This window comes from Ulvibacterium marinum (genome assembly GCF_003626755.1).
GTDB classification, from domain to species: domain Bacteria; phylum Bacteroidota; class Bacteroidia; order Flavobacteriales; family Flavobacteriaceae; genus Ulvibacterium; species Ulvibacterium marinum.
This window is the reverse complement of sequence record NZ_RBCJ01000003.1, coordinates 1,132,928-1,157,328: the sequence shown is the minus strand read 5'-3', so window position 1 is coordinate 1,157,328 and position 24,401 is coordinate 1,132,928. Positions and strand designations below refer to the sequence as shown.

19 protein-coding genes are annotated in these 24,401 nt (G+C 40.9%); 8 read left to right on the top strand and 11 right to left on the bottom strand.

The window, feature by feature from the left end:
* Positions 1-3 precede the first annotated feature (3 nt).
* The 4 genes from D7Z94_RS18190 to D7Z94_RS18175 all read left to right on the top strand — a co-directional run bounded on the left by D7Z94_RS18190 (position 4) and on the right by D7Z94_RS18175 (position 6,038).
* A complete protein-coding gene (locus tag D7Z94_RS18190; protein WP_211341802.1) occupies positions 4-1,425 on the top strand; it encodes an enolase C-terminal domain-like protein in 1,422 nt (473 codons plus the stop codon).
* Between the two features lie 482 nt (positions 1,426-1,907).
* The gene (locus tag D7Z94_RS18185) at positions 1,908-3,152 is read left to right on the top strand and encodes an efflux RND transporter periplasmic adaptor subunit (RefSeq protein WP_120712974.1); all 1,245 of its coding nucleotides are present in this window, start codon (positions 1,908-1,910) and stop codon (positions 3,150-3,152) included.
* Between the two features lie 9 nt (positions 3,153-3,161).
* Positions 3,162-4,535, top strand: a complete 1,374-nt coding sequence (locus D7Z94_RS18180; RefSeq protein WP_120712973.1) for an ABC transporter permease — start codon at positions 3,162-3,164, stop codon at positions 4,533-4,535.
* Between the two features lie 42 nt (positions 4,536-4,577).
* Positions 4,578-6,038: a TolC family protein gene (locus D7Z94_RS18175; protein ID WP_120712972.1), complete on the top strand. Its 1,461-nt coding sequence runs from the start codon at positions 4,578-4,580 to the stop codon at positions 6,036-6,038.
* 248 nt (positions 6,039-6,286) lie between these two features.
* Here D7Z94_RS18175 and D7Z94_RS18170 read toward each other — a convergent pair whose 3' ends face one another.
* Positions 6,287-7,432 carry a response regulator gene (locus tag D7Z94_RS18170; RefSeq protein ID WP_120712971.1) on the bottom strand — a complete coding sequence of 382 codons (1,146 nt, stop codon included), beginning with the start codon at positions 7,430-7,432 and terminating at the stop codon, positions 6,287-6,289.
* Between the two features lie 205 nt (positions 7,433-7,637).
* Between D7Z94_RS18170 and D7Z94_RS18165 the strand changes: the two genes are divergently transcribed.
* The 3 genes from D7Z94_RS18165 to D7Z94_RS18155 are packed head-to-tail and all read left to right on the top strand — an operon-like array spanning position 7,638 to position 13,475.
* Positions 7,638-10,724 carry a hypothetical protein gene (locus D7Z94_RS18165; RefSeq protein ID WP_120712970.1) on the top strand — a complete coding sequence of 1,029 codons (3,087 nt, stop codon included), beginning with the start codon at positions 7,638-7,640 and terminating at the stop codon, positions 10,722-10,724.
* Position 10,725: 1 nt separating this feature from the next.
* On the top strand, positions 10,726-11,949 hold the full coding sequence (locus tag D7Z94_RS18160) for a hypothetical protein (RefSeq protein WP_120712969.1): 1,224 nt from the start codon (positions 10,726-10,728) through the stop codon (positions 11,947-11,949).
* Positions 11,946-13,475, top strand: coding sequence for a cellulase family glycosylhydrolase (locus D7Z94_RS18155; protein ID WP_120712968.1), 1,530 nt, complete (start codon positions 11,946-11,948; stop codon positions 13,473-13,475). The genes D7Z94_RS18160 and D7Z94_RS18155 overlap by 4 nt, the downstream gene beginning before the upstream one ends.
* Before the next feature lie 10 nt (positions 13,476-13,485).
* On the opposite strand, the gene D7Z94_RS18150 is transcribed toward D7Z94_RS18155, so the two are convergent.
* The 5 genes from D7Z94_RS18150 to D7Z94_RS18130 form a co-directional block, all read right to left on the bottom strand.
* On the bottom strand, positions 13,486-13,698 hold the full coding sequence (locus tag D7Z94_RS18150) for a hypothetical protein (RefSeq protein ID WP_120712967.1): 213 nt from the start codon (positions 13,696-13,698) through the stop codon (positions 13,486-13,488).
* The gene (locus tag D7Z94_RS18145) at positions 13,695-14,522 is read right to left on the bottom strand and encodes a class I SAM-dependent methyltransferase (RefSeq protein ID WP_120712966.1); all 828 of its coding nucleotides are present in this window, start codon (positions 14,520-14,522) and stop codon (positions 13,695-13,697) included. The genes D7Z94_RS18150 and D7Z94_RS18145 overlap by 4 nt, the downstream gene beginning before the upstream one ends.
* Before the next feature lie 363 nt (positions 14,523-14,885).
* Positions 14,886-16,115, bottom strand: a complete 1,230-nt coding sequence (locus D7Z94_RS18140; RefSeq protein ID WP_120712965.1) for a glycosyltransferase — start codon at positions 16,113-16,115, stop codon at positions 14,886-14,888.
* Positions 16,116-16,407: 292 nt separating this feature from the next.
* A complete protein-coding gene (locus D7Z94_RS18135) occupies positions 16,408-17,646 on the bottom strand; it encodes an oligosaccharide flippase family protein (RefSeq protein WP_120712964.1) in 1,239 nt (412 codons plus the stop codon).
* Positions 17,633-17,935, bottom strand: coding sequence for an STAS domain-containing protein (locus D7Z94_RS18130; RefSeq protein ID WP_147415927.1), 303 nt, complete (start codon positions 17,933-17,935; stop codon positions 17,633-17,635). The genes D7Z94_RS18135 and D7Z94_RS18130 overlap by 14 nt, the downstream gene beginning before the upstream one ends.
* A 224-nt stretch (positions 17,936-18,159) precedes the next feature.
* Between D7Z94_RS18130 and D7Z94_RS18125 the strand changes: the two genes are divergently transcribed.
* Positions 18,160-20,220, top strand: coding sequence for a tetratricopeptide repeat protein (locus D7Z94_RS18125; protein ID WP_120712962.1), 2,061 nt, complete (start codon positions 18,160-18,162; stop codon positions 20,218-20,220).
* 181 nt (positions 20,221-20,401) lie between these two features.
* Here the strand turns inward: D7Z94_RS18125 and D7Z94_RS18120 are convergent, their stop codons facing one another.
* The 5 genes from D7Z94_RS18120 to D7Z94_RS18100 form a co-directional block, all read right to left on the bottom strand.
* A complete protein-coding gene (locus D7Z94_RS18120; protein ID WP_120712961.1) occupies positions 20,402-20,674 on the bottom strand; it encodes a hypothetical protein in 273 nt (90 codons plus the stop codon).
* Between the two features lie 213 nt (positions 20,675-20,887).
* Positions 20,888-21,298: a hypothetical protein gene (locus D7Z94_RS18115; RefSeq protein ID WP_147415926.1), complete on the bottom strand. Its 411-nt coding sequence runs from the start codon at positions 21,296-21,298 to the stop codon at positions 20,888-20,890.
* A 39-nt stretch (positions 21,299-21,337) separates the two neighbouring features.
* Positions 21,338-22,327: a HEPN domain-containing protein gene (locus D7Z94_RS18110; protein WP_120712959.1), complete on the bottom strand. Its 990-nt coding sequence runs from the start codon at positions 22,325-22,327 to the stop codon at positions 21,338-21,340.
* 398 nt (positions 22,328-22,725) lie between these two features.
* Entirely contained in the window at positions 22,726-23,331 is a 606-nt protein-coding gene (locus D7Z94_RS18105) for a hypothetical protein (RefSeq protein ID WP_120713211.1), read from the bottom strand.
* Between the two features lie 207 nt (positions 23,332-23,538).
* Entirely contained in the window at positions 23,539-24,201 is a 663-nt protein-coding gene (locus tag D7Z94_RS18100) for a CPBP family intramembrane glutamic endopeptidase (protein WP_120712958.1), read from the bottom strand.
* Positions 24,202-24,401: the final 200 nt, after the last annotated feature.

Below are 24,401 nucleotides of genomic sequence, written 5' to 3'. Positions count from 1 at the left end.
ATGATGCCCAAGGATTCCGAAAAAATGTCCCGAAGAACATTTATTACTAGCGGTACTACGGCCGCCTTGGGATTTACGGCAATACATTCTTTTTCAAATTCAAAAAATGAACCTTTGTTGGAAACAAAACCAGTAAAAATCAAAATTGAGGAAGTAGACTCCAACTTTGAACGGGAACCGCTTATCAAACCCTATCGATTCAAGGGAAGTGGAGTTTCTGAAATCTGGCAAACGGTCTGCTATCTTAAAAGCGATGCCGGACGTACTGCAATCGGTCTAGGTACACAAGGGGTATTGTGGTCGGATTCCAAAGTGTTTTTTGGTCACTCCGAAAATGGAGGAAATGCCATTATGTACGCCATGAGCGAAAGGGCCATCCAAATGTTGAAAGGTATTTCCTTTACCAGCCCTGTAGAGGTTCTGGACGAACTGCTCCCTGAAATTTTGGCTTATGGAAAGAAAATTTCCGGAAATCCGAACATGCGCAAAACATTTGCCCTCAATTCCCTGGTATGTGTAGATAACGCCCTGTGGAAGCTCTATTTTGACCATAATGGATTTGCGGATTTTGATGCCATGATTCCCAAGGAATATCGACCAGGATTGTCCCATAGGCATACCAAAGTAGCCAGTATCCCCTCCTTTAGCGTCGGTACTCCGGTTTCGGAAATTAAGGCCGCGGCTGATAAAGGCTATTTCATTATGAAATTGAAGACGGGATCTTCCGGAACGCAACAGGAAATGATCAAAAAAGATATGGATTTCCTTACGGATTTGCACAAGGCGATTGGGGACTATGAAACCCCCTACACCAAAAATGGCAAAATCCCTTATTACTTTGATGCCAATGGAAGATACGAACACAAGGATACGTTAAAGCGTTTTCTAGATCATGCCGACAAAATAAAAGCTTTCGATCAGATTGCTGTTTTGGAAGAACCCTTTGACGAGTTCAATGATGCTTTTGTTGGGAATCTAGGTGTACGCATTGCAGCGGATGAAAGTGCCCATACGGCGGAGGATGCCGCCAAACGCATAGAACAAGGGTATAAATCCATAGCAGTTAAGGCCATAGCCAAAACCTTGAGTATGACTATGAAAATAACCCAATTGGCCTTTGAACAAAATATTCCTTGTTTCTGTGCGGATTTGACCGTGAACCCTATACTAGTGGATTGGAATAAATCCATCGCGGCGAGACTTCCCCCATTTCCTGAAATGGATCTGGGTCTACAGGAGACCAATGGCCATCAGTACTATAAAAACTGGGATACCATGATGGGGAACCATCCCATGGCACAGGCCAGTTGGACACAGACCCGGAACGGTATCTATCCCATCGAAAAAGAATTCTATGAGGAAAGTGCCGGGATTTTTAAACCCTCGGATCATTATGTCGAAATGTTCCAAAGAATACGGAGATAGTTTTGGTATAATTCCAAAACTATTTTAAACCACAATAAAGCATATATGAAGCGGTAATCATACAAATTCAAACTTACCTTTCAGTACGAGTGTACATTGACGAATTTGTTTAGATTAAAAAAACATAGTCCGGTACTTTCCGAACGTCAGATTGGCGATTACTGTCAAATCAAAAATTATGGGTTTACAGTCTTTATTTTTAACCACTGATACAACTCTAAATCCTATTCAAAATAGCACTTTAGAAGTAAGCTAATTGTCTAGCTTAATTTCACTATACCACCGTAGCCAATAATCGTTTAAAGCAATGGTAATATTGAGCTGTTTACCTTGGATAGCACATCTTCTCCTTTATAAATAAACGAACCCGTGCAGAACTAGTTTTTGTTTAATTTTTTCGTTAATTAAGAAAAATATAACATTTGGTGTGATTCTTGAGGTGGCATATTCAGTAGTTTTAAATCAATCAAAACCAGACCAAAATGAATCGAAAAAGGCTTCTTCAGATAGGAATTCCTCTTTTACTCCTATTCTTTGCTTATATGTTTTTTAAAACAGATGTCGAAGAAGATATTTCTATTACAGCAGAAGTTGTGAAGGGTGAATTCCTAAATGAGGTCATTATTTCTGGAGAAGCACAGTCTACAAGTCTAAAGAATATTGATGGCCCGGCCAATTTGCGAAAATTTCGATTGAACAATATCAAAATTCAGGATTTAGTTCCAGAAGGCACCTTGGTCAAGGCAGGTGATTATGTAGGAAGACTAGACCCTTCTGCCGTTAATGAGCAAATCATCGACGCCCGTTTAAGTTTGGAGAGTGCAGAATCCAAATATACTCAAGAACAGTTGGATACCACGCTCACCCTAAAGCAGGAAAGAACGGCCATAAAAGATATTCAGTTTAACATTCAGGAAGATAAGCTGGAACTAGAACAATCGATTTACGAATCACCGGTGACCATAAAACAATTGGAGATAAAAATAGAAAGGGCGGAGCGCGACTTAAAGGAAAAGAAGGAGGATTATCAAATTAAAAAGCGAAAGGCTGTTGCAAAAATGGTTGAAGTTGGTACAGAGGTATCCAAAATAAGAACAAAGCTCGATGACCTCATTGCACTTCAAGCTTCATTCACCATACGTTCAAACGCAAATGGAATGGTAACTTATGCCAAAAATTGGAACGGTACTAAAAAGAAAGTAGGTTCGGACATCAATGCTTGGGATCTTACCATTGCCACATTGCCGGATCTTACAAAAATGGAATCAAAAACCTATTCCAACGAAGTTGACATACGCAAGATAAAAAAGGATCAAAAAGTATCTGTTGGTTTTGATGCCTTTCCCGATATTATCATAGATGGGGAGGTTACCAGTGTTGCTAACGTCGGAGAGAACAAAAGAGGTTCCGATATTAAACTTTTTCAAGTTTTGATAAAATTAAAGGAATCCAATTCCAATATTCGGCCTGGCATGACAACATCCAACCGTATCTTGATTCAAAAAGAGGAAAATGTGCTTATGATTCCATTGGAGGCGGTTTTTTCTAAGGATTCCATAAGTTATGCCTATGTTGATTCAGGCTTTTCCATTGACAAAAAACAAATAGAATTAGGCGACTCCAATGAAGACGTCGTCATCATAAAAAAAGGTTTGAAAGAAAAGGATGTGGTGTACCTTAGCAAACCTGATGGCCTGGAGGACAAAAGCATTGCACAATTAAGATAAATATCTTCCATGTTCAGTAAAATTCCACTGGAAACCCTGAAATCCAATCTTGCCGAGGCCATCCGGGTTATAATGGCCAATAAGATACGTACGTTTTTAACAGCCTTGGGCATAATTTTTGGAGTCGCGGCAGTAATCACCATGTTGGCCATTGGAAAAGGTGCAGAACAGGAAATTTTATCTCAATTGGAATTGGTAGGTGTCAACAACATTGTAGTTACACCTATTCCTGACGAGGAGGATGACGGTGGAACTGGAGAAGAGGAAGAAGGTGGAGCAGCAGAAACGATTCGTTTTTCCAAGGGATTAGATCTATTGGATGTTGCCAGCATCAAGGCTACCGTTCCTACGGTAAAGGAGGTTAGCCCTGAGATTATTTTGGAAACCTATATGATCAACAAGGGCAGGCAAAGCCCGGTTAAGCTCATCGGGGTTACCAATTCCTTTTTTAGCACATCCAACGTTCATATTGGCCGTGGAGAAAATTTCACGGATGTTCAGAGTATCAATGCCCTGCCTGTATGTATCATTGGCGAAAAAGTGGAGAAAAAGCTATTCACAGGAGAAAGTGCCATTGGTAAACACGTAAAAGTAAAGGATGTTTGGCTAAAGGTAATCGGTATCATAGAAGAAAAACTGATATCAAAAACCGCTCAGGAAAACTTGGGTATTAGAGATTTAAATCAAGACATTTATATTCCTATAAAGACCTTTTTAGTACGCTACAAAGACCGTAAAATCATAAGTGATGAACCCATAGATTTTGGTAGTGGAATGATCTTTGTCGGTGGCAATGACAATGGTCCGAAAAAAAGAAAGGCCAGGGGCAACTATCATCAAATCGACAAACTTATCGTACAAGTTAATAATTCCAATGAGTTAAAAGCTACCGCTGAAGTAATCAGTAGAATGTTGAAGAGAAAACATAACGGTATGCTTGATTTTGAAATATCGATTCCCATTAATTTGTTAAAGCAGCAGCAAAAAACAAAACAGATTTTCAATATCGTTTTGAGCATAATTGCTGGAATATCCCTTTTGATAGGAGGCATTGGCATTATGAATATCATGTTGGCCTCCATTTTGGAGAGGACCAAAGAAATTGGCATAATGAAAGCTATCGGTGCCACCAAGCAAGATATCATTCTACAGTTTTTATCCGAGTCCATACTGATCAGTCTCAGCGGAGGTGTTATGGGATGTTTGTTGGGAATTATAGCTTCTTACATATTGGAACTTGCGACCGATATCCAAACCATAGTATCCATGGGTTCTATTTTATTGTCCTTTTTAGTGGCTACTTTTATCGGACTCGCCTTTGGGGTTCTTCCCGCAAAATCTGCGGCGAACAAAAACCCGATAGAAGCTATCAGACACGAATAAATGGAGTAGCCAGACACCAACCTATTGATCAAAACAAACAAAATGAGAAGAGTTTTACTTTTTCTATTTCTGATTTTAACGATATCCGCCCATAGTCAATCACGAAAAATAAAATTGACCGAGGCCATTAAACTGGCACAGCAAAACTCTCCAGACTATGTAAGGGCCTTGAATACCTATCAGGCCGAGTATTGGAGATATAGAAATTACATCGCCGATTTTTTGCCGCAGTTGAGCTTACGGGCGACTGTACCGGAATATTCAAACTCAATTAGAAGAATTATTAACGATGAAGGTCAGGATATTTTTGTGGAGCAAAATCAGTCCAGAATCGATGCCAGTTTGAGAATTCAACAAAGAGTACCGTATACCGGTGGCGATTTTTCTATTAATAGTCAATTAGAACGTGTGAATCGTTTCGGAGATCAAAAAAGTACAAACTATGCCTTCGTACCCTTCTCGATCAATTATTACCAAAATTCCCTTTTTTATAATCCCTATAAATGGGATCGTAAAATTGAACCTCTCCGATATGAAGAATCCAAACGGAGTATTATCGAGAATATGGAGGAAATCTCACTGACTACCTGCCAACGTTATTTTGGCCTTTTAAGGGCTCAGGTAAGCTTGGAAATCGCCAAAAAAAACCTATCCAATCAAGACACTTTATTACAAATTGCCAAAGGGAGATTCAAAATAGGTAAGATAGCCGAAAATGAATTGTTACAAATAGAATTGAGCCATTTGATCTCACAAAACAATGTTACCACAAACACTGTTTTACTCAAAAAGACTTCTCAGGACCTAGCCCGGTTTTTAGAATTGGAAACCGAGAGTATTGAACTTGAAACCCCGGAGAAGCTTGAAGATTTTGTGGTTAGTGTGGACAAGGCTTTGTCCGAGGCCGAAAACAATAGAAAATCGGTCATTGAATTTAGACGTAGGCGATTGGAGGCAGAGCAACGGTTGGCTCAGGTTAAAGGGAGTAATCGTTTGGAAATTGACGTGCGTGCAAATTTTGGTTTAAACAGACGTGCCGAAGATTACGACGATCTTTTTCAAGATTATGACCAACAACAGAATGTTTCGCTGACCGTGGGTGTCCCAATTTTTGATTGGGGCGTTACTAAATCCAGGCGAAAAATGGCCGAGGCCGATTTAAGTCTTATAGAAAATGATATTGAACAGGACAAACAAGCTTTTGAGCAGGAAATATACCTTCACACCTTAAATTGGTCCAACCAAAGGAATTTTTTGGCCACCGCGGAAAAGGCCAAGGAAGTAGCACTAAAGCGATATGATATTACCAAAAAGAGATACGTACTTGGTAAAATTACAATTACCGATTTAAACATTGCCCAGCAAGAAATGGATAAGGCCATAGTGGATTACCTCAATTCATTGGAAAAGTTCTGGATGGACTATTATACCTTGAGAAGATTAACCCTTTATGATTTTAGGGTGGACGAAAAAATCAGTATTGCCGATATAATATTTGACTAGGATATATCTTAAAATAAAGATGATTTCTTACTTTTTAGGCCAAGCAAAGTTTTCATATAAAACCAACAATCGGTAATAAAAAAATCTTGAGCCTTCAAAGACGTAAGCGCGTATCAACGATAGGAAACACCAGAATTTTTAAACCCTCGGATCATTACGTAGAAATGTTCCAAAGAATTCGGAGATAATACACGTAAAAAGGCCAAAAACCTAAAGCTTTTGACCTTTTGAATGGAAGGATCTTAGATTTATCGATTGTAATGTAATGCTATCTGACCCAATTGTCCCACAATTTTAATGGAATCCTTCATGGATAGTTTGGAACCATCAGCATGTATCCATCTTTTTAAGGGTTGTTCACAAATTAATCGCTTTGCTTCGTCCTTGCCGTAGAATTTGCGCATACGCATAAAGATTTCCACATCGAACAACCATTTCGTAATGAACTTTTTTCGAAAAACGGTTGCGGCTATTTCCCTATCCATGATTTTGGCTCCACATTGTGTGTCCTTAAAAGGCATTCCTAAAATCGTCTGGATGATAAGGTTTATGGTTTTGCTGATTATTTTTCGTGCAGATTCCTTAGTAATATCCGCCCCCATTCTACTAATTCGGGAACCACTAACAATCTTGAAGTCCGAGTTTTCAATGGTCTTTACCAAATCATCGAAATCCCTAAAATCCGTGGATAGGTCTGCATCCAGAAAACCGACATAATCAAATTGTTGGTCTTTGATCAAATGTAGCATACCCTGCCTAACCGCTTCGGCCTTGCCTCCATTTTTCTCACAATTGTATACACTTATGTTGGTTGGGTTGGCTTCCTTTAATTCCTCCAGAACGGTCAAGGTATTATCCGTACTACCGTCATTTACAAAACACAAATGATAGCCTAAATTTTTATGGGCGAACGCCTTGAATTCAGAACTTAAAAGTCGTTCTTCCTCATTGTAGCAGGGAATAACCACTCCAATACAGTTCTTTTGTAGCATACGGGTATCGCCGTACTCGTTTATTACGGTCCCGGAAGATTTGGGCAAACCTATAATACGTTTGATCCTGGCCGCCATTTCATCCAGGCTTACTGGCTTTTTCATATAATCGTCAATGCCCAAGGTAAAGCCATCCATGATTACACTCTCGTCCGTGTTTCCGGACATAACCAAAATGGGCGTTTTTGAGTCCTTGATAAAGCGAATATGTTTTACCACCTGTAGGCCGGACATATCGGGCATATTGATATCCACCAATACCAAATCCGGTTGAAACGATTCGTAAAGGTCGATGCCGGTTTGACCGCTATTCGCGATTTCTACTTGATATCCCAATTCCGTTAATCGTTTTTCTACAGAAAGTAGAATAAGTTGCTGGTCGTCTATTGCTAAGATTTTCATAGGTTAAGATTTTAAATAAAAATTCGGTTACAATTTTTAATAATTATAGGTCAAATGTACCGGCATCTGATGTCTTTTAGAACCTACGAAAGACGGATCGCAGTTTTCCATAGACGAGTGGATGCTATTGTCCGATAGGTGATTACGTAGTTAATCCACAATATATCTACTTTTATAATGTTATATTTTCTTACAGACCATAACTGTGCAACGAACGAATATCTTGCTTATTTTGGCCCTTTTTATTGGCGTGGCCTTCCATGGTTCCAGTATATTTTTTACGTTGGAGACCACCTACGATGCATTGATCCATTTGTTCTTTGCCGATCACTATGCCCAAAATTGGTTCGAACCTTGGGATTATCGGTGGTACACTGGTTTTACAGTGCAGGCTTACCCCCCTTTGGTGCATCAGTCCATTGCGATTCTATCCTATATCGGCGGCTTAAAATTTGGGATGTTCGCCATAGCTCTGTTAGGCGTATTACTATTTATTACAGGGGCTTATCGATTTGGACTTTTGATAACCGGAGATCGAAGAGTCGCGGGCTATACGGCACTTTTGGCTGTGTTTTCGTCCACCTTTATAGAAACCCTACATATATTCGGACAATTACCAAGCATCATTGGACTGTCCATATTGCTTCACGCCCTACCTGAAATCTATCTCTGGATAAAGACGGGGAAATATCGATATTTGGCCACCAGCCTTTCCTTGATAGCCGTTACCGTTACCTCCCACCATGTAACGCCAATTTTTGGAATGGTATTCTTCATTTTTCCATTGATCGGTATGGTCCTCATGGATGCTACCAAGGACCAGGTATCCCATACAAAGGCCATAACGATTAAAGTATTCTTCGCACAGTTTAAAAAACTGATTTGGAGAATTATGGGCTTTGGTTTCTCTTCCCTAGTTCTCATTGTAGTCTGCATCTTACCGTATTGGATCAATTCCAAGGAAAATCCCATTACACAAGTACCGATTCCTCATGGTTCCCGAGATAATTTTTTGGAGGTAACCTCATCAGGTTTGGTCTTCTTTTTGGTACCATGGGGTATTTTGCTCTTTGTACTACCCTATATCCTATACCGATATTTTAGCAAGCGCTATTTATTTTTTGGGTTATCCTTCACCGCACTTACGCTTTTAGGTACCGGTGGCACCACCCCTATTCCGAGAATTGTGCTCGGCGAGACGGCCTTCAACATCTTGACCTTGGACCGTTTTACACTTTGGGCCACTATAATGGCACTGCCTATTTTTGGTGAATTTGCCTATCGTCTAGTGGAAGGGGATTTAAGAGCCTATTTACAAAAACGGTTTGGTGCGGTATATCATCGAATTCTTGGAGGAAGCATCGCCACGGGAATTTTGCTCATGGTCATTTTTACCATGAGTCTCAACTATTTCAGGCCTTCGCAGCCTCAAAAAATTAAGATGTTGCCCATTGTCAATTTTCTAAACCAGGATCAACACGACCAATGGCGATATCTGCCTTTGGGATTCGGGGATCAAATGGCCTGGCTGTCCGCACAGACCAACGCTATGACAGTAGATGGCAACTATCACTCGGCCCGTAGGCTTCCCGAATTGACCACCCGGGCCATAGAACGCTTGGAGAATTCAAAGTTTAGGGGCGTAGAGGGCATCGGTTCTCTACAACAGTTTTTGACCGTTCCCGAGAAATACAACTTGAAGTACATATTTTCCAACGACAAGTTCTATGACCCCATTTTATATTTCTGTGGTTGGCAGCGGCTTCAACAATTGGAAAATGGCATTATGGTATGGGAGAAATTGAATGTTCCTCCCCTACCATCCCTATTGCCCAAAGAAGACGTTCCTACCTATCTAAAAATTATGTGGGGCATCCTTCCGCTTCTTACCGTGATATTGGCTTTCATGATCAACATACAATGGGTAGGGTACCGTATGTTAAAATCCAAACCCTTGCCGCAAGGAGAATTTCTAAACTATGCCATTCCGTATAAAGGATTTTCGAAACCAATGGTCAGGGTAAATCACGTTTGGGCTCTTCTTTTAATAGGTATGCTCAGTTATGGAGGTTATCATTTTTATCTCGATAATGCCTCGCAAATAACACCCAAAAATGTAGTAACGGCCTACTATGACGCCCTGGACTTTAAAGAGTTTAAAAGGGCCCATTCCTACTTGAACCCGGACAACCCTGTGAGCTTGTCACAATACATGCTGGAAGTCTCCGTTACCGATGGCATCCTTAGTTCGTATGCAAAGTTGGACTCCATTGGCGTTGAACTTTTGGATGAAACCCCAACTAGTGCGAGGGCCGAAGTATATACCCAATGGATTACTCCCTTGGAAAAGGTGAAGAAGCGTTTTTACCATACTTTTGTGAAAAAGGAAAGCAAATGGTATATCGTCCCGAGCACATTTGATAATGACCTACCGCCGGACCAGTTGTTGTCTTCAAACGGAACCGCCTTTTTCAATCAGGGTAGACGCCGTATAACCACCCAACAAACACATCATGAGGACGTACTGAAGCAGCCTGTTCTGGAGGTGCTTCAAGCCAAACTGGTAAAGTTTCAGGGGAGTTATAGTATTGTGGGCGAACTACAGAATGTAGATAATATTCCCGCAGATGTGGTCATTAAGGCCACCTTGTACAATGATGAGGACACCGAATTGGCCAACTACAACGCCAAGTATCATATGAAGCATAAGTTGATGCCCAAGGAAACTACACCGTTTCGAATCGATTTTGAAGGTATCGCCTGGTCTTCTACCAAAGATAACCTCCCCCCTACTTTTGACCCAGATGAATTTACTCCGGTAGCCTTGGCGGAACAGCCTACCAAATTCAATGTACAATGTGCCGGAAATGTTGCCGTAACCGATCTGTACAAACAAATAGGCCTGCAGCATTTGGAGCTTACGGAGAGTGGCGTTAGCGGAGCACTGTTCAATTCCGGAATACAGGAAGTAACCGTACCCCAACTTTTGTTTTCGTACTACTCCAAGGACAAGGAATTGCTATGGGTAGACCATCACTTTTTGGAAGAAGGGGTGCGCATACAGCGTAAACAAATGTTCAACTATTCTCCATTGAAGTTGACCGATCTAACCATTATCAATAGTAGTTTGGACCTTTGTTTCGTAAACGGATTACCGAATGCATCCATTTCAGAGAAGGTTTTTCCCAATAGATTCCTTTCCCATGCCCAGGATCAATTACAGCCCTATGCAGGTGATGGCTTTGAGTTTTTAAAAATTGATATGAACGGTTATATCGGAAATCCCAGATAATTTGAAACGTACCTTGTACATACTTGTCTTTTTAGTGCTCTTGCTCGGTTGTAGGGAAGCGGATACCGAAAACACCCACCATCCCGTTTCTTATGAACGGATACCGTTAAAAAGTGTGTTTTCCGCCGGGGATAGCATCGAAGTTCAATTTAAGGGAAATACAACGGAACATACCCATTTGGTGGTTTCCAATGCCTTGGGAAGTGTAGTTCTTAAACCTAAATTAAAAGATACCGAATTGACGTTCCGGTTCCCGAAGGCGTTCCGTCAAAAGGCGGGAATCTGTCATTGGGCATTGGTGCACAATGAGGGCATCTATGATAAGGGAGAAATTTCCATCCTCCCCAATCCCCAAAAGGGAACCCTTATGGAATCCTATTTGGGGCCTCAAAGCATTATTGCGGGAAAAACCGATTTTTCCATGTTTGTTACCTCCCCTACCGACATCTATGACAATCCCTTGTCCGATAGCACGGAAATCCGCTATAGCCATCAACTTGAGGATACCGTGCAACAAACCTCCGTTCGCTTAAAGAACCTAATGGGTTGGAAAAACATACATAGTACCGAAAAATCCGGACGCATTTTGGTCACTGCATCCTGCAATGACAGCCACAGCAAGGAGCTTACTACCCAAGTTCACCCTGCCAATCCTATAGATTTTCAGATAGCATATGAGCGAACCCATCCGTATGCCGATGGAAATCAGATCATCACTTTTTCCACCGACGCCATACAAGATGAATTTGGGAATATCGTAAGCGATGGTACATTGGTTTCCTTTTCGGTTGCCAATACCAAGGGTATGCTACTCCAAACCACAGGAACTACGATCAACGGAGTGGCAGAGGCACGTTTGTTACATCCTACCGAAGCGGAAACCTGGAACATCACGGCCTATATCACCGGAGCCGCTAAAAGCAATACAATTACCCTGGATTTCGAAGCCGCCCTTAAGGATTTTAAGCTTTCCCTTTCCGAAAATGGGAGAACGCTCAACATCAAAGAAATGCAAAGTTTTATGGGGCAATGGATACCGGATGGGATGCCGATTACACTAAAAATAGAGGATGAAAACAAGGTGTTATTCGATACCAAAAGAGCGACCTCGAGACTAGGGAAAGCTCAATTCACCCTATCCAAGGATTTTTATCCAAATGGCTCCTACACACTGACCCTTGAAGCAGCGGGAATGATTAAAAGAAAGAATGTGCTATTGAAATGAAGGTAAACCGAACCCTATATCGTATTCTGCTGATTCTGTCATTCTTGGCGGTAAACGGCCTGATTCTTTTTGGTATAGGTGCCGTATGGTCCTACTTGAATACCGGAGCCGATCGTTCCAACATGTTACATGTATCCAAAGAGCTCTCCGCCGATTATCTTCCAAAAGTTGTTTGGGAAACTTTATCCAATGAAGGTCGACCGATGGAAACGCAAACTTTGAAAGAGATAGAGCGCGACTATCTAAAGGCTTGGCGTGTGCGAAACCTCGCATTGGAAACCAACAATCTCTATGGCATAGCGGATTATTACACGGACAGTGCCCGTGTGAAATTGAACAACATCCTTGATTTCAACAAGGCCAACAATAGCACCCTTAAGACGACAACCTTACAACACAACCCAAAACTGGAGTTCTATAGTGCCGATGGCAAAATAGTGGTGCTCACCGATCGAAACGTGGAACGCTATGAAAAAATCTACGTTGAGGACAAATTAATACTGGAACAAAAAAATACGAGCTCCTATCAGGTGATGCTTCTATTGGAAGACGGTTTCTGGAGAATCAGACATATGGTGGAAAGACCTTCAACCCAAGAAAAGACGCAATCATCCTTAAAAAATGCACCCTCGGTAACCTCTATTTCAAAAATCAAGGGCATCAATTATTATCCACAAAAAAACCCTTGGAATATGTTCGGTATGCAGTTCAATGACAGCATCATCAATGCCGATTTTATACGGATCAAGAAACTGAATTTAAATACCGTACGCATCTTTGTACCCTACATGGATTTTGGTAAATCAGAAGTACGGAAAGATAGACTTGAACGATTAGAGCAAACCTTAGATCTGGCCGAAAAGAATGGATTGAAAGTTATGGTAACGCTCTTTGATTTTTATGGGGATTATGCCATCCATAATTGGACACTTACCCATAGACATGCCGAACAAATCGTAAAGGCCTTAAAGGGACATGAGGCACTCCTAGCCTGGGATATCAAAAATGAACCCGATCTGGATTTTGACTCTCGTGGCCAGGAAAGGGTCATGGCTTGGTTAGCACAAATGATTTCGGAAATCAAAACATGGGATACCGAGCATCCGGTTACCATTGGATGGTCCAATCCCGCCGCTGCGGAACATTTGTCCGAAAGGGTCGACTTTGTGTCCTTTCATTACTATTTGAACCCTACGAATTTTTCGGAAGCCCTTACTCGACTTAAAACCGCGGTTCCCAATAAACCCATACTATTACAGGAATATGGGTACTCTTCCTATGACGGACTTTGGAACTTATATTTGGGGTCAGAGGAAACCCAAGCTACCTATTTTACCCAAATGCAGGAAACGCTAAAAACACAGGACCTTCCCTTTATGTTCTGGACATTGCATGATTTTGAGGCCATCCCCGAAGCTGTTGTCGGAAGCCTGCCCTGGCGTACGGGAAAGCAACGACATTTCGGAATTATCGACAAAGAAGGCCAACCAAAAACAGCATATACCGTTTTTGATGTTACCGATTAATTTTTATTCCCTACCGGCTATTGGGTCTGGCCCTCGCCTTCGAAAAAATGCTATAGTTACAATATCCATTTATAGCGTATGCTATCTTATATTCGGATAATAGGATAGCGATCAATTCCTGGGTCCTGGCTTCATTTATACCCAGTTTTTCACCTAGCTCTATTTCATTCAGGCGGCCATTACTCAATTTCAAGGCCTCGTAGTATTTCAATTTATCTGTCATAATGTATTCTTTGCTGCAATCATTATATGTGGACTAAAAGGCAAGAGCCCAAAATCATTTTCTGTAATTTCTAAAAGTCTCATCAAATTTTTCCGCTTCTTTTCATGGTTTAAGCTTGCAAAATAGTTTTTATCCAACCAGACCATGCCCTCAACGGCGTGCATATGTATACACTCCAATTCCTGCTCTAGAAACTCCTCTTTTAACCCATCCGGTCTATGGTAAAATGCTTCAGCTAAAAGCCACGGAAAAGCATCGGGCCGATTATGGACACTGGTCACCAATTCCGTTTGGCACATATCAAAAAAGGCAGGTTTATGAATCAACCCATTGAAAAGGCCGGCCAAGGTAGAGGCGGTATAGTTTATGGCAAAACCCAAGATAATCCCATTTTTCCGCACTACTCGTTTTGCTTCCCGTAGGGCACTTATCCTATCTTCTTTTTTCTGAAGATGGTAAAGCGGCCCATGCAGAATAATGACATCCGCAAAGTTGTTAGAAAATTTCAAATTCCGGGCCTCCCCCCTATGGACAACAAAAGGCTTCCTTAGCCGGTCCGCTCGATCTTGGGCCAGTACGCAATGTTTTTCGACGGGTTCTACTACATGGACGCTATGTCCCTTTTTGGCCAGCCATTCGGCATATTTACCAGTACCGCCGCCAACATCAACAATTTTGGAAGATGGGGATGGAATATACTTTTCAATAAGCGATTTCACCCGTTCGAATTCAAAGACACCCATCCCCTTCTCCAATCGCGTTTCTTCGGATGCTCGGTTATAAAACAGTTCTATATCTCTATTTATCAGTGATTTACTATTCATTTTACTAAAGTTTAGGCTTTATCGGGTTCATAGGATAAAGCAATTGCTAGTACAACCATATGGTGGTCGTTATACAAAATGTGGTTATAAAAATGCGATGACTATCTCTGGCAACGAGGAAACGAAACGTTCCTCAGCCTTATAAACGCCGAGTATGGCATGGGTCTTGCGGAAAGACGTAGATAGTATGTTAGTAATAGTAAATCAGGCTATAAAGATATGGATTTAACCTTTATCCTTTTAATTCTATTTGCTATTTATCCTTTAGGTATTCGTGAAACAAGGACAGGTCGACAGGGAATAAATAGAAAAAGGGAGCAGCTAACCAGGCCACTCCCTTTTTCACTTAACCTAACCTATATTTTAAATCGTTATTTCTTTTTCGATACTTGGAATATTCAAAGTGAACCCTTTCGATTTTGAAAATTGGATCGCCTTAAAATAGTCTACATACATCTTTGTAATATCGGACATGGGTAACGAGCAGGCCGCCTTATAGTTGGTCATGCCCAAATGAATCCGATACGAATCATCCAGCAAAACATGTTCTATGGCATCGGCCAGGGATTCAGCACTTTCAGGGTCAAAAAATTCGCCTTTGTACCCTTCTTCCTGAACTAGGATACTCAAATCGCCCAAGTCCGGTAAGGCAACGGCCTTACCATAGCTTCCCGCTTGATGCAGAACGCCGGAGCTTCCTGTTGTGGAGGTATATGGAAAGACAACAACGGCACTTTCGCCAAAAATTCGGGGTACATCTTCCTCGGCCACATAACCGGTAAAACGGATCTGTTCCACATCACTGTATTTCTCTTTTACGGCATCCAAATAACCTGGGGTATTGGGGCTGTCCGTACCGGCGATCACAATTTCGATATTCTCGCCCGTACGCTTACGGATCATTTCCACTGCCTCGATCATAATCTCTACTTTTTTGTAGGTGCCGAATTTCCCAAAAGCCATGACCTGTTTTGGACCTTCGGGCAGCCTATAATCTGGTTCAGGCGGTGTTTCAAAGGCCCCATGGGGGATCAAGGCCACATTTCGGGACTTATACTTTTCTTCCAAAATGGTCTTGTATTTGCTTATGGTGACCGCTAGGATATCGGAAGCTAATACGAATCGGGTTAAGGTACTTCCAATGAAATTATAGATTTTCTGGAGCCACTTGTTTGTGGTAATGCCCGCGTTATCCAAATCTACCTGTTCCAAGATGTTATGTAACAAGGAAATGGTCGGGATACCCTTTAGCTTACAGATTAAGGGTAGCATAAGGCCAAGGGCCGCAGGTATCTTCTTATCGCCAAACTTTAGAAATTGAAGGTTGAACAATACGGCATCCGGTCGGGTTTCCGAAATGGCCTGGTTGATTTTGAACACATTCAGATAGTTGTTAAAGCTCCAACATTCCTTTACGGTAATGGTACATCCCTCTTCTTCAAAAGAAAGGTCCTTCCCACCTTCTGTTTTGTCCGTGATGAGGATGATTTCACTTACTTCCTCCTGAAGTCTAAAATGTTTTACCAAATGGTATCCATATTCGGTCAAGGTTACTTTACTGGGCGGATACGCCGTTACAATGGCTAGTCGCATAAGGTTAAGTTTTAAATTAATATTCGGTTAAGTATTTGATACAAATATCCTTCGAAACCTACTGTTTTATAGGTGCTTTACGATGGTTGGAAGATTGCTATAGGTGAATGGAAATAATGTACGGATGAGTTAAATCATCCGAATAAAAAGCGTCTGCCTTTGTTTGTATCCAAAAACCAACTCTGGAATGAGAGGAACGCACAAGTGCCGATAGGCGGAGGGACTAAAAAACAAAAGCCCAAGAACAGGTGGTGTCCTCTGGGCCTTACAAATTGATATCAGTATGAGTTGGTTAACGCATTATGCTCTTATGGGCAAAGTATAGCAGCTGGGCTATTAACAAGGCAATCATGGTAATAATCTGTACCTGAACTACCATATTTAAGCTGCTGTGAAAAAAGACGATCAGTCCTACTTGAGAAATGCCAAATACCCCTGAAACCATTACTGGAACGTAATGATCCAAGGACAAAAAATAATAGGCAAAAATATTGGATATGGCAAAAAGCGAGGTTGCCAGGGCATATTGCCAAAGTAAAGGAGCCATAGCCAGGTAAGAATCCCCAAACAATACTGTAATTATCATTTTAGGGAACAAGGTACAGGCCAAAACGATGACAAGGGACAGAAGCCCTATGTAGCCTACGTATTTGAAAAGGACAGGGGCGGTTGGCTCTCCGTCCTTTTGTTTTTGGACTACCGTGGGCAATAATAACATAACAAACATCCAGGCCACAAAATAGACCACTCGACCAATCAGTGCCAAGGAAGCATATAGTCCGGCATCCAGGGCATCAAAGTAATGTTTTACCAATAGGATGTCGCTATTGTTTATGATAATTTGAGTGAATTCATAGCAAGCGGTCAGAACCATAAATTGGGTCACCTGTTTTTTACGATCAGCTGAAAGGGATAATTTTTTAAATAAGGAACTTAATCTGAAGTCGGACGGAATCAGCCCAAAGACGAAGGACAAAGCAATACCCAAGGCTACCAAGAAGGCAGGGGGCAGAGGCACGAACCAAAGTAGACCCAACGTAACCAGCAACCTGCTCCACATCTCCGTTTGGTAGGTTACCGAAAGATTTCCATAATCCTGCCTTCCCTGGTATTTCCCGCGATTAACGGACATAAAAAAGTACAGGGGTATCCCAACGGCAAAGGTTTTGAACAGCAAGGCGGAATCCGTCTGGAATATTTGTTGCAGATTTTCGGCAAAGGCAAAAAGTAGTATTCCTATCAATAGACCAAATCCTAAAGCGTACCGATACATCATGTTCTGAAAGGCCTCCCAGTCCGCATCCGAAAACAAAACAGCGAATTTGGCCGTTGCCAATTGAAAGGTCATCCCTAAAAAGGACAATACCAATAACAAGGTTACCAATAGGGCGGCTTCGGCAAAGACCTCGGGTCCCAACAATCTACCCAACAACAAGTTATACAGGTAGTTGCCTCCGTTTACCAGAAGTACGCTCCCCATGAACAGTTGTTCCGGAGACACTTTTTTAAGAGCTATCCTAAATGCGGTCATGACTTAAAATATTGGTGGTTTTTGTTGCCTTGAGTGTAGGAAGTATATTCCCGTTTTCCATACCGACAATGGATAAGATCTGATTGGATCGCATGGCATGAAGGTACAATTCGTGCAAGGTATGTGCTGCGATCATATCGATATCCAATACGCGTTCCAAGTTTAGGATTACTGGTTTGTTAGGATGCAAAAATCTGCTCAAATGACGTTTGAGGATTGCTGCGTTGCCACGGTTCAGTACACCATGAACCGAGAACATTCTTCTGGTTTCCGTGATTTGTAAAGCCATAATATGAGGTTTTAAGGTTAAGCCTTTTTGTTTCATTATCAAGGCAAATATCCCACAGATCGACGTTTCAAAACTTGGGATTCAGGTGGATGGCGGTTTACTGTAGACGAACGGTAGTTATCCTACTTCCGGTACGGAAAGGTCCATCGTAACTTTACAACAGCTTAATTAACAGGATATAAGGCGAACCAAATCATGGCCTGAAATCCTAAAAAACTTAACCTATGAAAACCGTAAGACTGATAACCGCAGTATTCCTTTTTACCCTAATGGGCCAAGCCCAGGAATCCCTAGAAAACGGATTCACCTATTTGGAAAATGGAAAATTCCAACAGGCCGAAACCTTTTTTAAGGCCTATTTGGATACAGATCCCGAGAACAAAACCGCACAAATCTGTTACGGCAGGGCCGTTGGACTTAACGGGTCACCCCAAAAGGCCAAGGCATTGTTCGGAGGTTTGATCAAAACCTATCCCCAGGATTTCGAAATCGCCGTGAATTATAACGAATCCCTTTTATGGGCCGGGGACTATAAGGCCGCTAAACCGCTATACGAAAAATTGGTGGCCGATTACCCGAATAGGTTCGCCGCTGTTTTGGGCTACGCCAATACCTTAAGTAACTTAAAGGAATACAAGGCCGCCCTGTCTTGGATCAATAAGGCCATCGCCTTGGCCCCGGAAAATGGGAGTGCGAAAATTTCTAGGAAATATATCCAATTGGGATATGCCAATGAATTCGTTAACGCCCAGGATTATGCGCAAGGAAAGGCCCTATTGCAGGATATCTTTAGTGATTTCCCAGAAGATAAGGATGTATTGTTGAACTTGGCCAATCTGTATTTGATCACCAAACAGGTAGACAGTGCCAAGGCAACCTATAAGAGATATGCTACCACCCCCAAGGATTCCATTACCGCTTTAAACGGTATCGCGCTGGCCGAGCATATCAGGGAAAATGAAAAAGTGGCCTTACAGGTTGCCGAAACGGCCAAGGCCAAGGTAGCCCGTTTTACCGACTTTGAGCTGACCGAACGCACTTATGACCGCTATGTACAGGCCTTGATCTGGAATAGGAAATTTGTAAAGGCCAGGAAACAAATCGATAGTCTGGCCCAGGTCTATCCCGACAGAAATTGGATTCTCGCCCTAAGAGCGACCTTAGGGCTCTATACGGGCGATGCAAAGACCAGTGAACAAAATTATAATGCTATTTTAGCGAAGGACAGTACTTCCTTTGACGGGAATTTGGGAAAGGCCAATGCCCTATTTGCCAGCGATCGCATCCTTCCGGCCTACCGGGCTGCCTTCCAAACTTTGGCCATCTATGAAGACCAAAAGGATGCCCTAGGGTTTGTAGAAAAATTAAATCTGATGTATACCCCCAGTGTTGAGGAGCATGCGGCCTATACCTTTGATAATGGGAACAATGTGGCCTTTTATACCAACACCACCACGGATGTTCCCATATCCACCAAATTTAGGACGCGAGTTTCCTATTTCTATCGCACTACCGAGAATACGGTAACCGGGAACACGGCCAATTCCCATGTGGTGCTGGCCGGGCTGGATTATAAACTGTTCCCCAAGACCCTATTAAAAACTGTAGTGGGATTCAACAATTCCCGGTTTATGGCCGATACCTATACCCAACCCGTTCTAGATGCCAAGCTGATGTTACAACCTTTAAAATTGCAAAACCTGACTTTAGGCTACCAACGGGAGGTACAGAATTTTAATGCGGATTTGATCGAGCGGGAGATCGTACAGAACCATTATGGCCTCAATTACAATTTGGGAACGAACTTTAATCTAGGCTGGTATACCCGATTAATCCATACGGAGCAGAGCGATGCCAATACTCGGGACCTGTTGTTTACCTCCCTGTACTATACGCTATTTCAAAAGCCTGCCTTAAAATTGGGGGTCAACTACCAGTACATCACCTTTAGGGAGCAATTGCCCACGGTCTATTTTAGCCCGGAGCAGTATCAGGCGGTGGAGTTGTTTGCGGATATCCGAGGCAATCTTTCCGAAAAGACCCGGTATAGGGCCAGTGCGGCCACAGGCCTACAAAAAGTAGAGGAAGACCCGAATACCACCTTATTTAGGGCGGAAGCCGGACTACAGCACCAATTCTCCAAATACTTGAGCGCCGACCTCTATGGGAAGTATAGCAATATTGCCTCGGCTACGGCCGCCGGTTTTGAGTTTACCGAAATTGGATTTAAACTCAAATGGTTGTTTACGAAAAAACCGGTGTTTTATGCGAAGGTTGGGGAGTAATGATATAATCCGTAAGTTCTTTATGGAAATCTTATCAGCTTATGGGCTCTATTTCAATTCAAACAGTTCAGTTTTAAGGGAAGCTTACATTTTGTTCAAGGTTTAATAGAGGATAATAGTGTTGGTTAGAGGGAAGGATGTGCTAAATCATAGAAATTCATATATGTAGGTTAAATTGTGTTTAATGAGTGCATGCTTTAATTAGGAGCCAGATAAAGAAAATGGCCCCAGCAAATGCAAGCAGTCTTTTCCGAATTTCCTGCCGATTTTCAATTGCGGCTTCTTTTCGGATTCGGTCTTTGATCTTCTTTAATTCCTCGGGTGGAATGTCCCTGAATCGAGGTGGATTATCACCAGAACTGTTTGTAAGGACATCTTTGAACTCCCTTATCTTTCTTCTTTTAACCTGGGACAGATTAAATTGATTGCTGATTTTCCCATAATATCCTAACATAAGAAAGCGTATCAATTAAAGGTAACCTAAATATTTTCCAAATTGGTTGGCTTTACCTATAACGTTTAGGGATGTGATTAGTTGTGAACCTTTACAACTAGTCGTATTTTATGTTACGGAAAATGTCCAACTAAGCACTAAACCTGCTTACCAGCAGGCAGGTTTATAAACTATCTTGGTGCCATTATTGGGAACCCTTGTTGGCAAACGTTTTTATTTCTTCCAGCTTTTTATGATAATGACAATTCCTATAAACATAAGTATTGTCCCGTATAGAATATCTTTAGATTTTTCATATTCGTCAAGAAATAAGATTTTATCCATCTTGAAATTTGTATAAACATTAATCTTGTCCTTTCCATAAAGCTTTTCGCAAACAAGTCGATTCCCGTTTTTTATGAAAATTTGTCCATTTAATTCCAATTTGTAATATCCACCTCTCCCTCTCCGTCCAAGGTTATTGCAGTCAGGTGGTGTTTCCAAAATTCTGGCCGATACAATTCTGTTCTCCGCTATTATTTTTTTATCAACGATGCTATTGTATATCAAAACACAAGAAATGATGACCATAAAGAATCCACCCATTTTAAGTCCGTGGGCAACAAAAAAGCTGAAGATTTTCAATTTCAACTGAGATTTTGCAGATGTTTGTCAACTGTTCGGCTATTGATTATAGCCATTGTTAGTAGCTGGCTTTTTTAGCTCATAATCGTCATTCAAATCAACTATCATCTTGCGCGTCAAATCAACCATTACGTCTAAATAGACTATAGGTTGTAATGAAGGTTCGTCATAACAGTAACATTCTAAATCTGCTTTTGCATTACGATATGTTTTCCATTTATTGATAACCTCATCAAATTCCGTATTATCATAACCGCAAAATTCCCCAATGGGTTTTAGATTTTTTACTTTTTCAACGATTTCTGCTAATTCAGATTCAGATTTTTCTAAATCGTCTTTAATATCCACCTTTGTAATCGGCATATAAGGGTAAATTAAATCAACTATGAATCCATCAACTTGATTTAGGAAGATTTTGCAATCTTCATAGATTAGTTTTACTTCCTCATATTCAACCTTGACTTTAGTTGCATACTCATGGCAGAAAATATGACGTAGCTCAAATGCTTTCTTTATTGAAGTAATAATTCTGGAAAAATTGTTTCTAAACTTTTCGGAATTGCCAGTCATTAACATACGCATACCTTTTGGTTTGAAGTTTTTTAATTCATTCAAAAAGTCTGTTTGTGTAAGTATGGATAGATTAGAGTTAAAGTCCGCTAAGTTGTTACAAGAGAGAAAATGAGCTATAAAATCTCCAACGGTAATTGTTTTTCTTTGGATTTCGTTGACAATATTAAAATCAAATTTTATACTCTTCGTTTGATTAAACTTCAACACATTTTCCGTATAAGGCTCCCCAAATTCGATTAGCTCTGAGACAATTGTTCGAAAAAAAGATTCAAAGCATGCAACAATAGTAATTGGAATGTACCTAAGGAATTCATTACTAAGTTCTGTTTTACCGTTGGAAAGTTCGTTCAACGCAAAATCTATCTCAAAGAATCTCGATTGCAATTCGCTTCTACCATAAAATTCCGATCTGTTTTTGGCTGCTGTAATCTCTTTTATGATATCTCGTTTCCTCATTTTTTAGCTTGCTTCTAACACTTGTATACAACCATTAACTATTGGTGGTGGATATGATCATTGATTATATATCCATTATTAAAATAGGTCAATTCGCTATCCAGCATACGCTGATTATCTGTGCTACACAAAGTTAAAAGTTTACTTTATATAAAAGAACTTCCCTACAAAAATGGTACGGCTGTTCTTTGGGAAAGATAGGTATCCGGGGTTGGTACGAGAAGGATTTTTGGGTTTTACAAAAGAATCCTCATCTTGTATTGCCTCTTACGAACCGTCAACAGGAGAGAAAGGCATAAGAACCAGGATAATTCCTCTTAGAATTCAGCCGTTGATTAATACTTTTTGATGTGGCACAAAACCATAATGAATTATGGGTATTGTTGTATATTGGCTTATTAGGCAACGCGTTCTATTCTTGAATTTTCACATTCCGGGTGTGAGCTAACAAAATTGGAAATCGCTTTCTTAATGGCGTCAAATGAATCTGCATAGAAATATAAGCCTGTTTCTGTATTTCCCTGCCAATATCGGATTATCTGACTTTTTATATTGGCCAATTTGATTATTTCGTTTGCAAGAGCTTCTGAGTCCGAGTTTTTATAAACTTCATCAGATAGATTTATTCCATCTAGGTATAGGCCCAAACCCTCTAACTTTCCAAATTCAACAACTTCCTCAGTTTGTTCAATAGTTAATTTGGAACCTTTAGGTGCGCCTAATTCTTCAAGTTTACTTACTATCAATTTAATCTCATCGTGAATTACGTTGTCAGAGTTAAGTCGGATTTCAACATCGCAAAAGTCAATTTCTCCTGATTCGTGCTGCATGGTTCCACCACCAGTAACTTCGCCTATCCCATTCTTTTGAATAAATTCGTCTAGCGGGTCTTCATAAACCTCGCCTCTGTCTAAAGGCATAATTTTGTCATTTAACGTAGCAACAATAAAGTTTCCAAGACTCTTATCCTTTTGAGAATTGTTTAATCCAAAAATCTTTTTCAAAAAGTTCATATTTCTTTGCTTGCGTATAACGGTATCGTATAACAGTCAGTAACAGTTAAATTTACGTTTTATTTGTTTTAGAACCGACGGAAGAAATTTGGACCTGCCCGCCCTATAGGTAAGCGGAGTGGATTCGGACATAGTTCCCGAGCACTCGGGATCAGAATAGCGATCCATCGACAAGGGTAACTAAACTGATCACTAAGGTTAAGCCAATCCAAAGTAAAAACTGAGTATCCCCAGGGTATTAAAAAAACCATGTATCATAATCATAAACCACAAATCGTATTTACGTAGGTAGAATATGATAAAAAAGAGAGCTCCTACAGTAGTTGCCACAATTTGTCCCGTGATTCCCTGCTGCATATGCATGTATCCAAAGAAGCTACAAAAGATTAGCATGTTAATAGCAAGACTGATTTTACGATCCCCAAAGAATTTGACGAACTGTCGCATAAAATAGCCACGGAAAATAATTTCTTCTCCAAACGCTGCAGTGGCCCAAATTACGAATAACCAGGTGATAGTAGTTGGAAGATCACCTTTCAATTGGGCCGTGTTTGTATAGGTAATAGGAACTCCAGTGAGCATCTCGATTCCAGGAACTAAAGCAAAGACGTAGAACACAAATAGGCCAAATGCTGTCAATGGGGCAAGAACCAGTAGGTTTTTTACATTGAATTTTTCGCGATAAAACCCAGGTGCGGCAAAGGGTTTTCCCTTGTATTCAATAGTGTTGGCGATAATTATTACTGCAGAAATAATTAGGTTTTCAAATATGGTCCTGGTGATCGGCCCAAAATACATGAAAATAATAATGGCCAGAGTAACCAGTGGAATTGCGATTTGTTTTAAAGTCAGTTTGTTCATCTTTCTAGTTTTTAGATTAGTATGCGTGCAAAATCAAACTAATCCATCGACTTGGAAAGCGGTTTATGCTGGATTATCGTCAAGGCGGGTTGAATTGTAAAATGTAGACATTGGATATATATATAGCCATCTTAATTTTTGTTCTATGGTACGTTTGTTCTTGGGGAAGATCGATATCAATGCATGGTGGGAGAAGGGGT

Excerpts from the sequence above, each read along its gene's own strand:
- D7Z94_RS18190 (WP_211341802.1), top strand. The coding sequence starts at position 4 with ATGCCCAAGGATTCCGAAAAAATGTCCCGAAGAACATTTATTACTAGC.
- D7Z94_RS18185 (WP_120712974.1), top strand. The coding sequence starts at position 1,908 with ATGAATCGAAAAAGGCTTCTTCAGATAGGAATTCCTCTTTTACTCCTA.
- D7Z94_RS18180 (WP_120712973.1), top strand. The coding sequence starts at position 3,162 with ATGTTCAGTAAAATTCCACTGGAAACCCTGAAATCCAATCTTGCCGAG.
- D7Z94_RS18175 (WP_120712972.1), top strand. The coding sequence starts at position 4,578 with ATGAGAAGAGTTTTACTTTTTCTATTTCTGATTTTAACGATATCCGCC.
- D7Z94_RS18170 (WP_120712971.1), bottom strand. The coding sequence starts at position 7,432 with ATGAAAATCTTAGCAATAGACGACCAGCAACTTATTCTACTTTCTGTA.
- D7Z94_RS18155 (WP_120712968.1), top strand. The coding sequence starts at position 11,946 with ATGAAGGTAAACCGAACCCTATATCGTATTCTGCTGATTCTGTCATTC.
- D7Z94_RS18150 (WP_120712967.1), bottom strand. The coding sequence starts at position 13,698 with ATGACAGATAAATTGAAATACTACGAGGCCTTGAAATTGAGTAATGGC.
- D7Z94_RS18145 (WP_120712966.1), bottom strand. The coding sequence starts at position 14,522 with ATGAATAGTAAATCACTGATAAATAGAGATATAGAACTGTTTTATAAC.
- D7Z94_RS18140 (WP_120712965.1), bottom strand. The coding sequence starts at position 16,115 with ATGCGACTAGCCATTGTAACGGCGTATCCGCCCAGTAAAGTAACCTTG.
- D7Z94_RS18135 (WP_120712964.1), bottom strand. The coding sequence starts at position 17,646 with ATGACCGCATTTAGGATAGCTCTTAAAAAAGTGTCTCCGGAACAACTG.
- D7Z94_RS18130 (WP_147415927.1), bottom strand. The coding sequence starts at position 17,935 with ATGGCTTTACAAATCACGGAAACCAGAAGAATGTTCTCGGTTCATGGT.
- D7Z94_RS18125 (WP_120712962.1), top strand. The coding sequence starts at position 18,160 with ATGAAAACCGTAAGACTGATAACCGCAGTATTCCTTTTTACCCTAATG.
- D7Z94_RS18120 (WP_120712961.1), bottom strand. The coding sequence starts at position 20,674 with ATGTTAGGATATTATGGGAAAATCAGCAATCAATTTAATCTGTCCCAG.
- D7Z94_RS18110 (WP_120712959.1), bottom strand. The coding sequence starts at position 22,327 with ATGAGGAAACGAGATATCATAAAAGAGATTACAGCAGCCAAAAACAGA.
- D7Z94_RS18100 (WP_120712958.1), bottom strand. The coding sequence starts at position 24,201 with ATGAACAAACTGACTTTAAAACAAATCGCAATTCCACTGGTTACTCTG.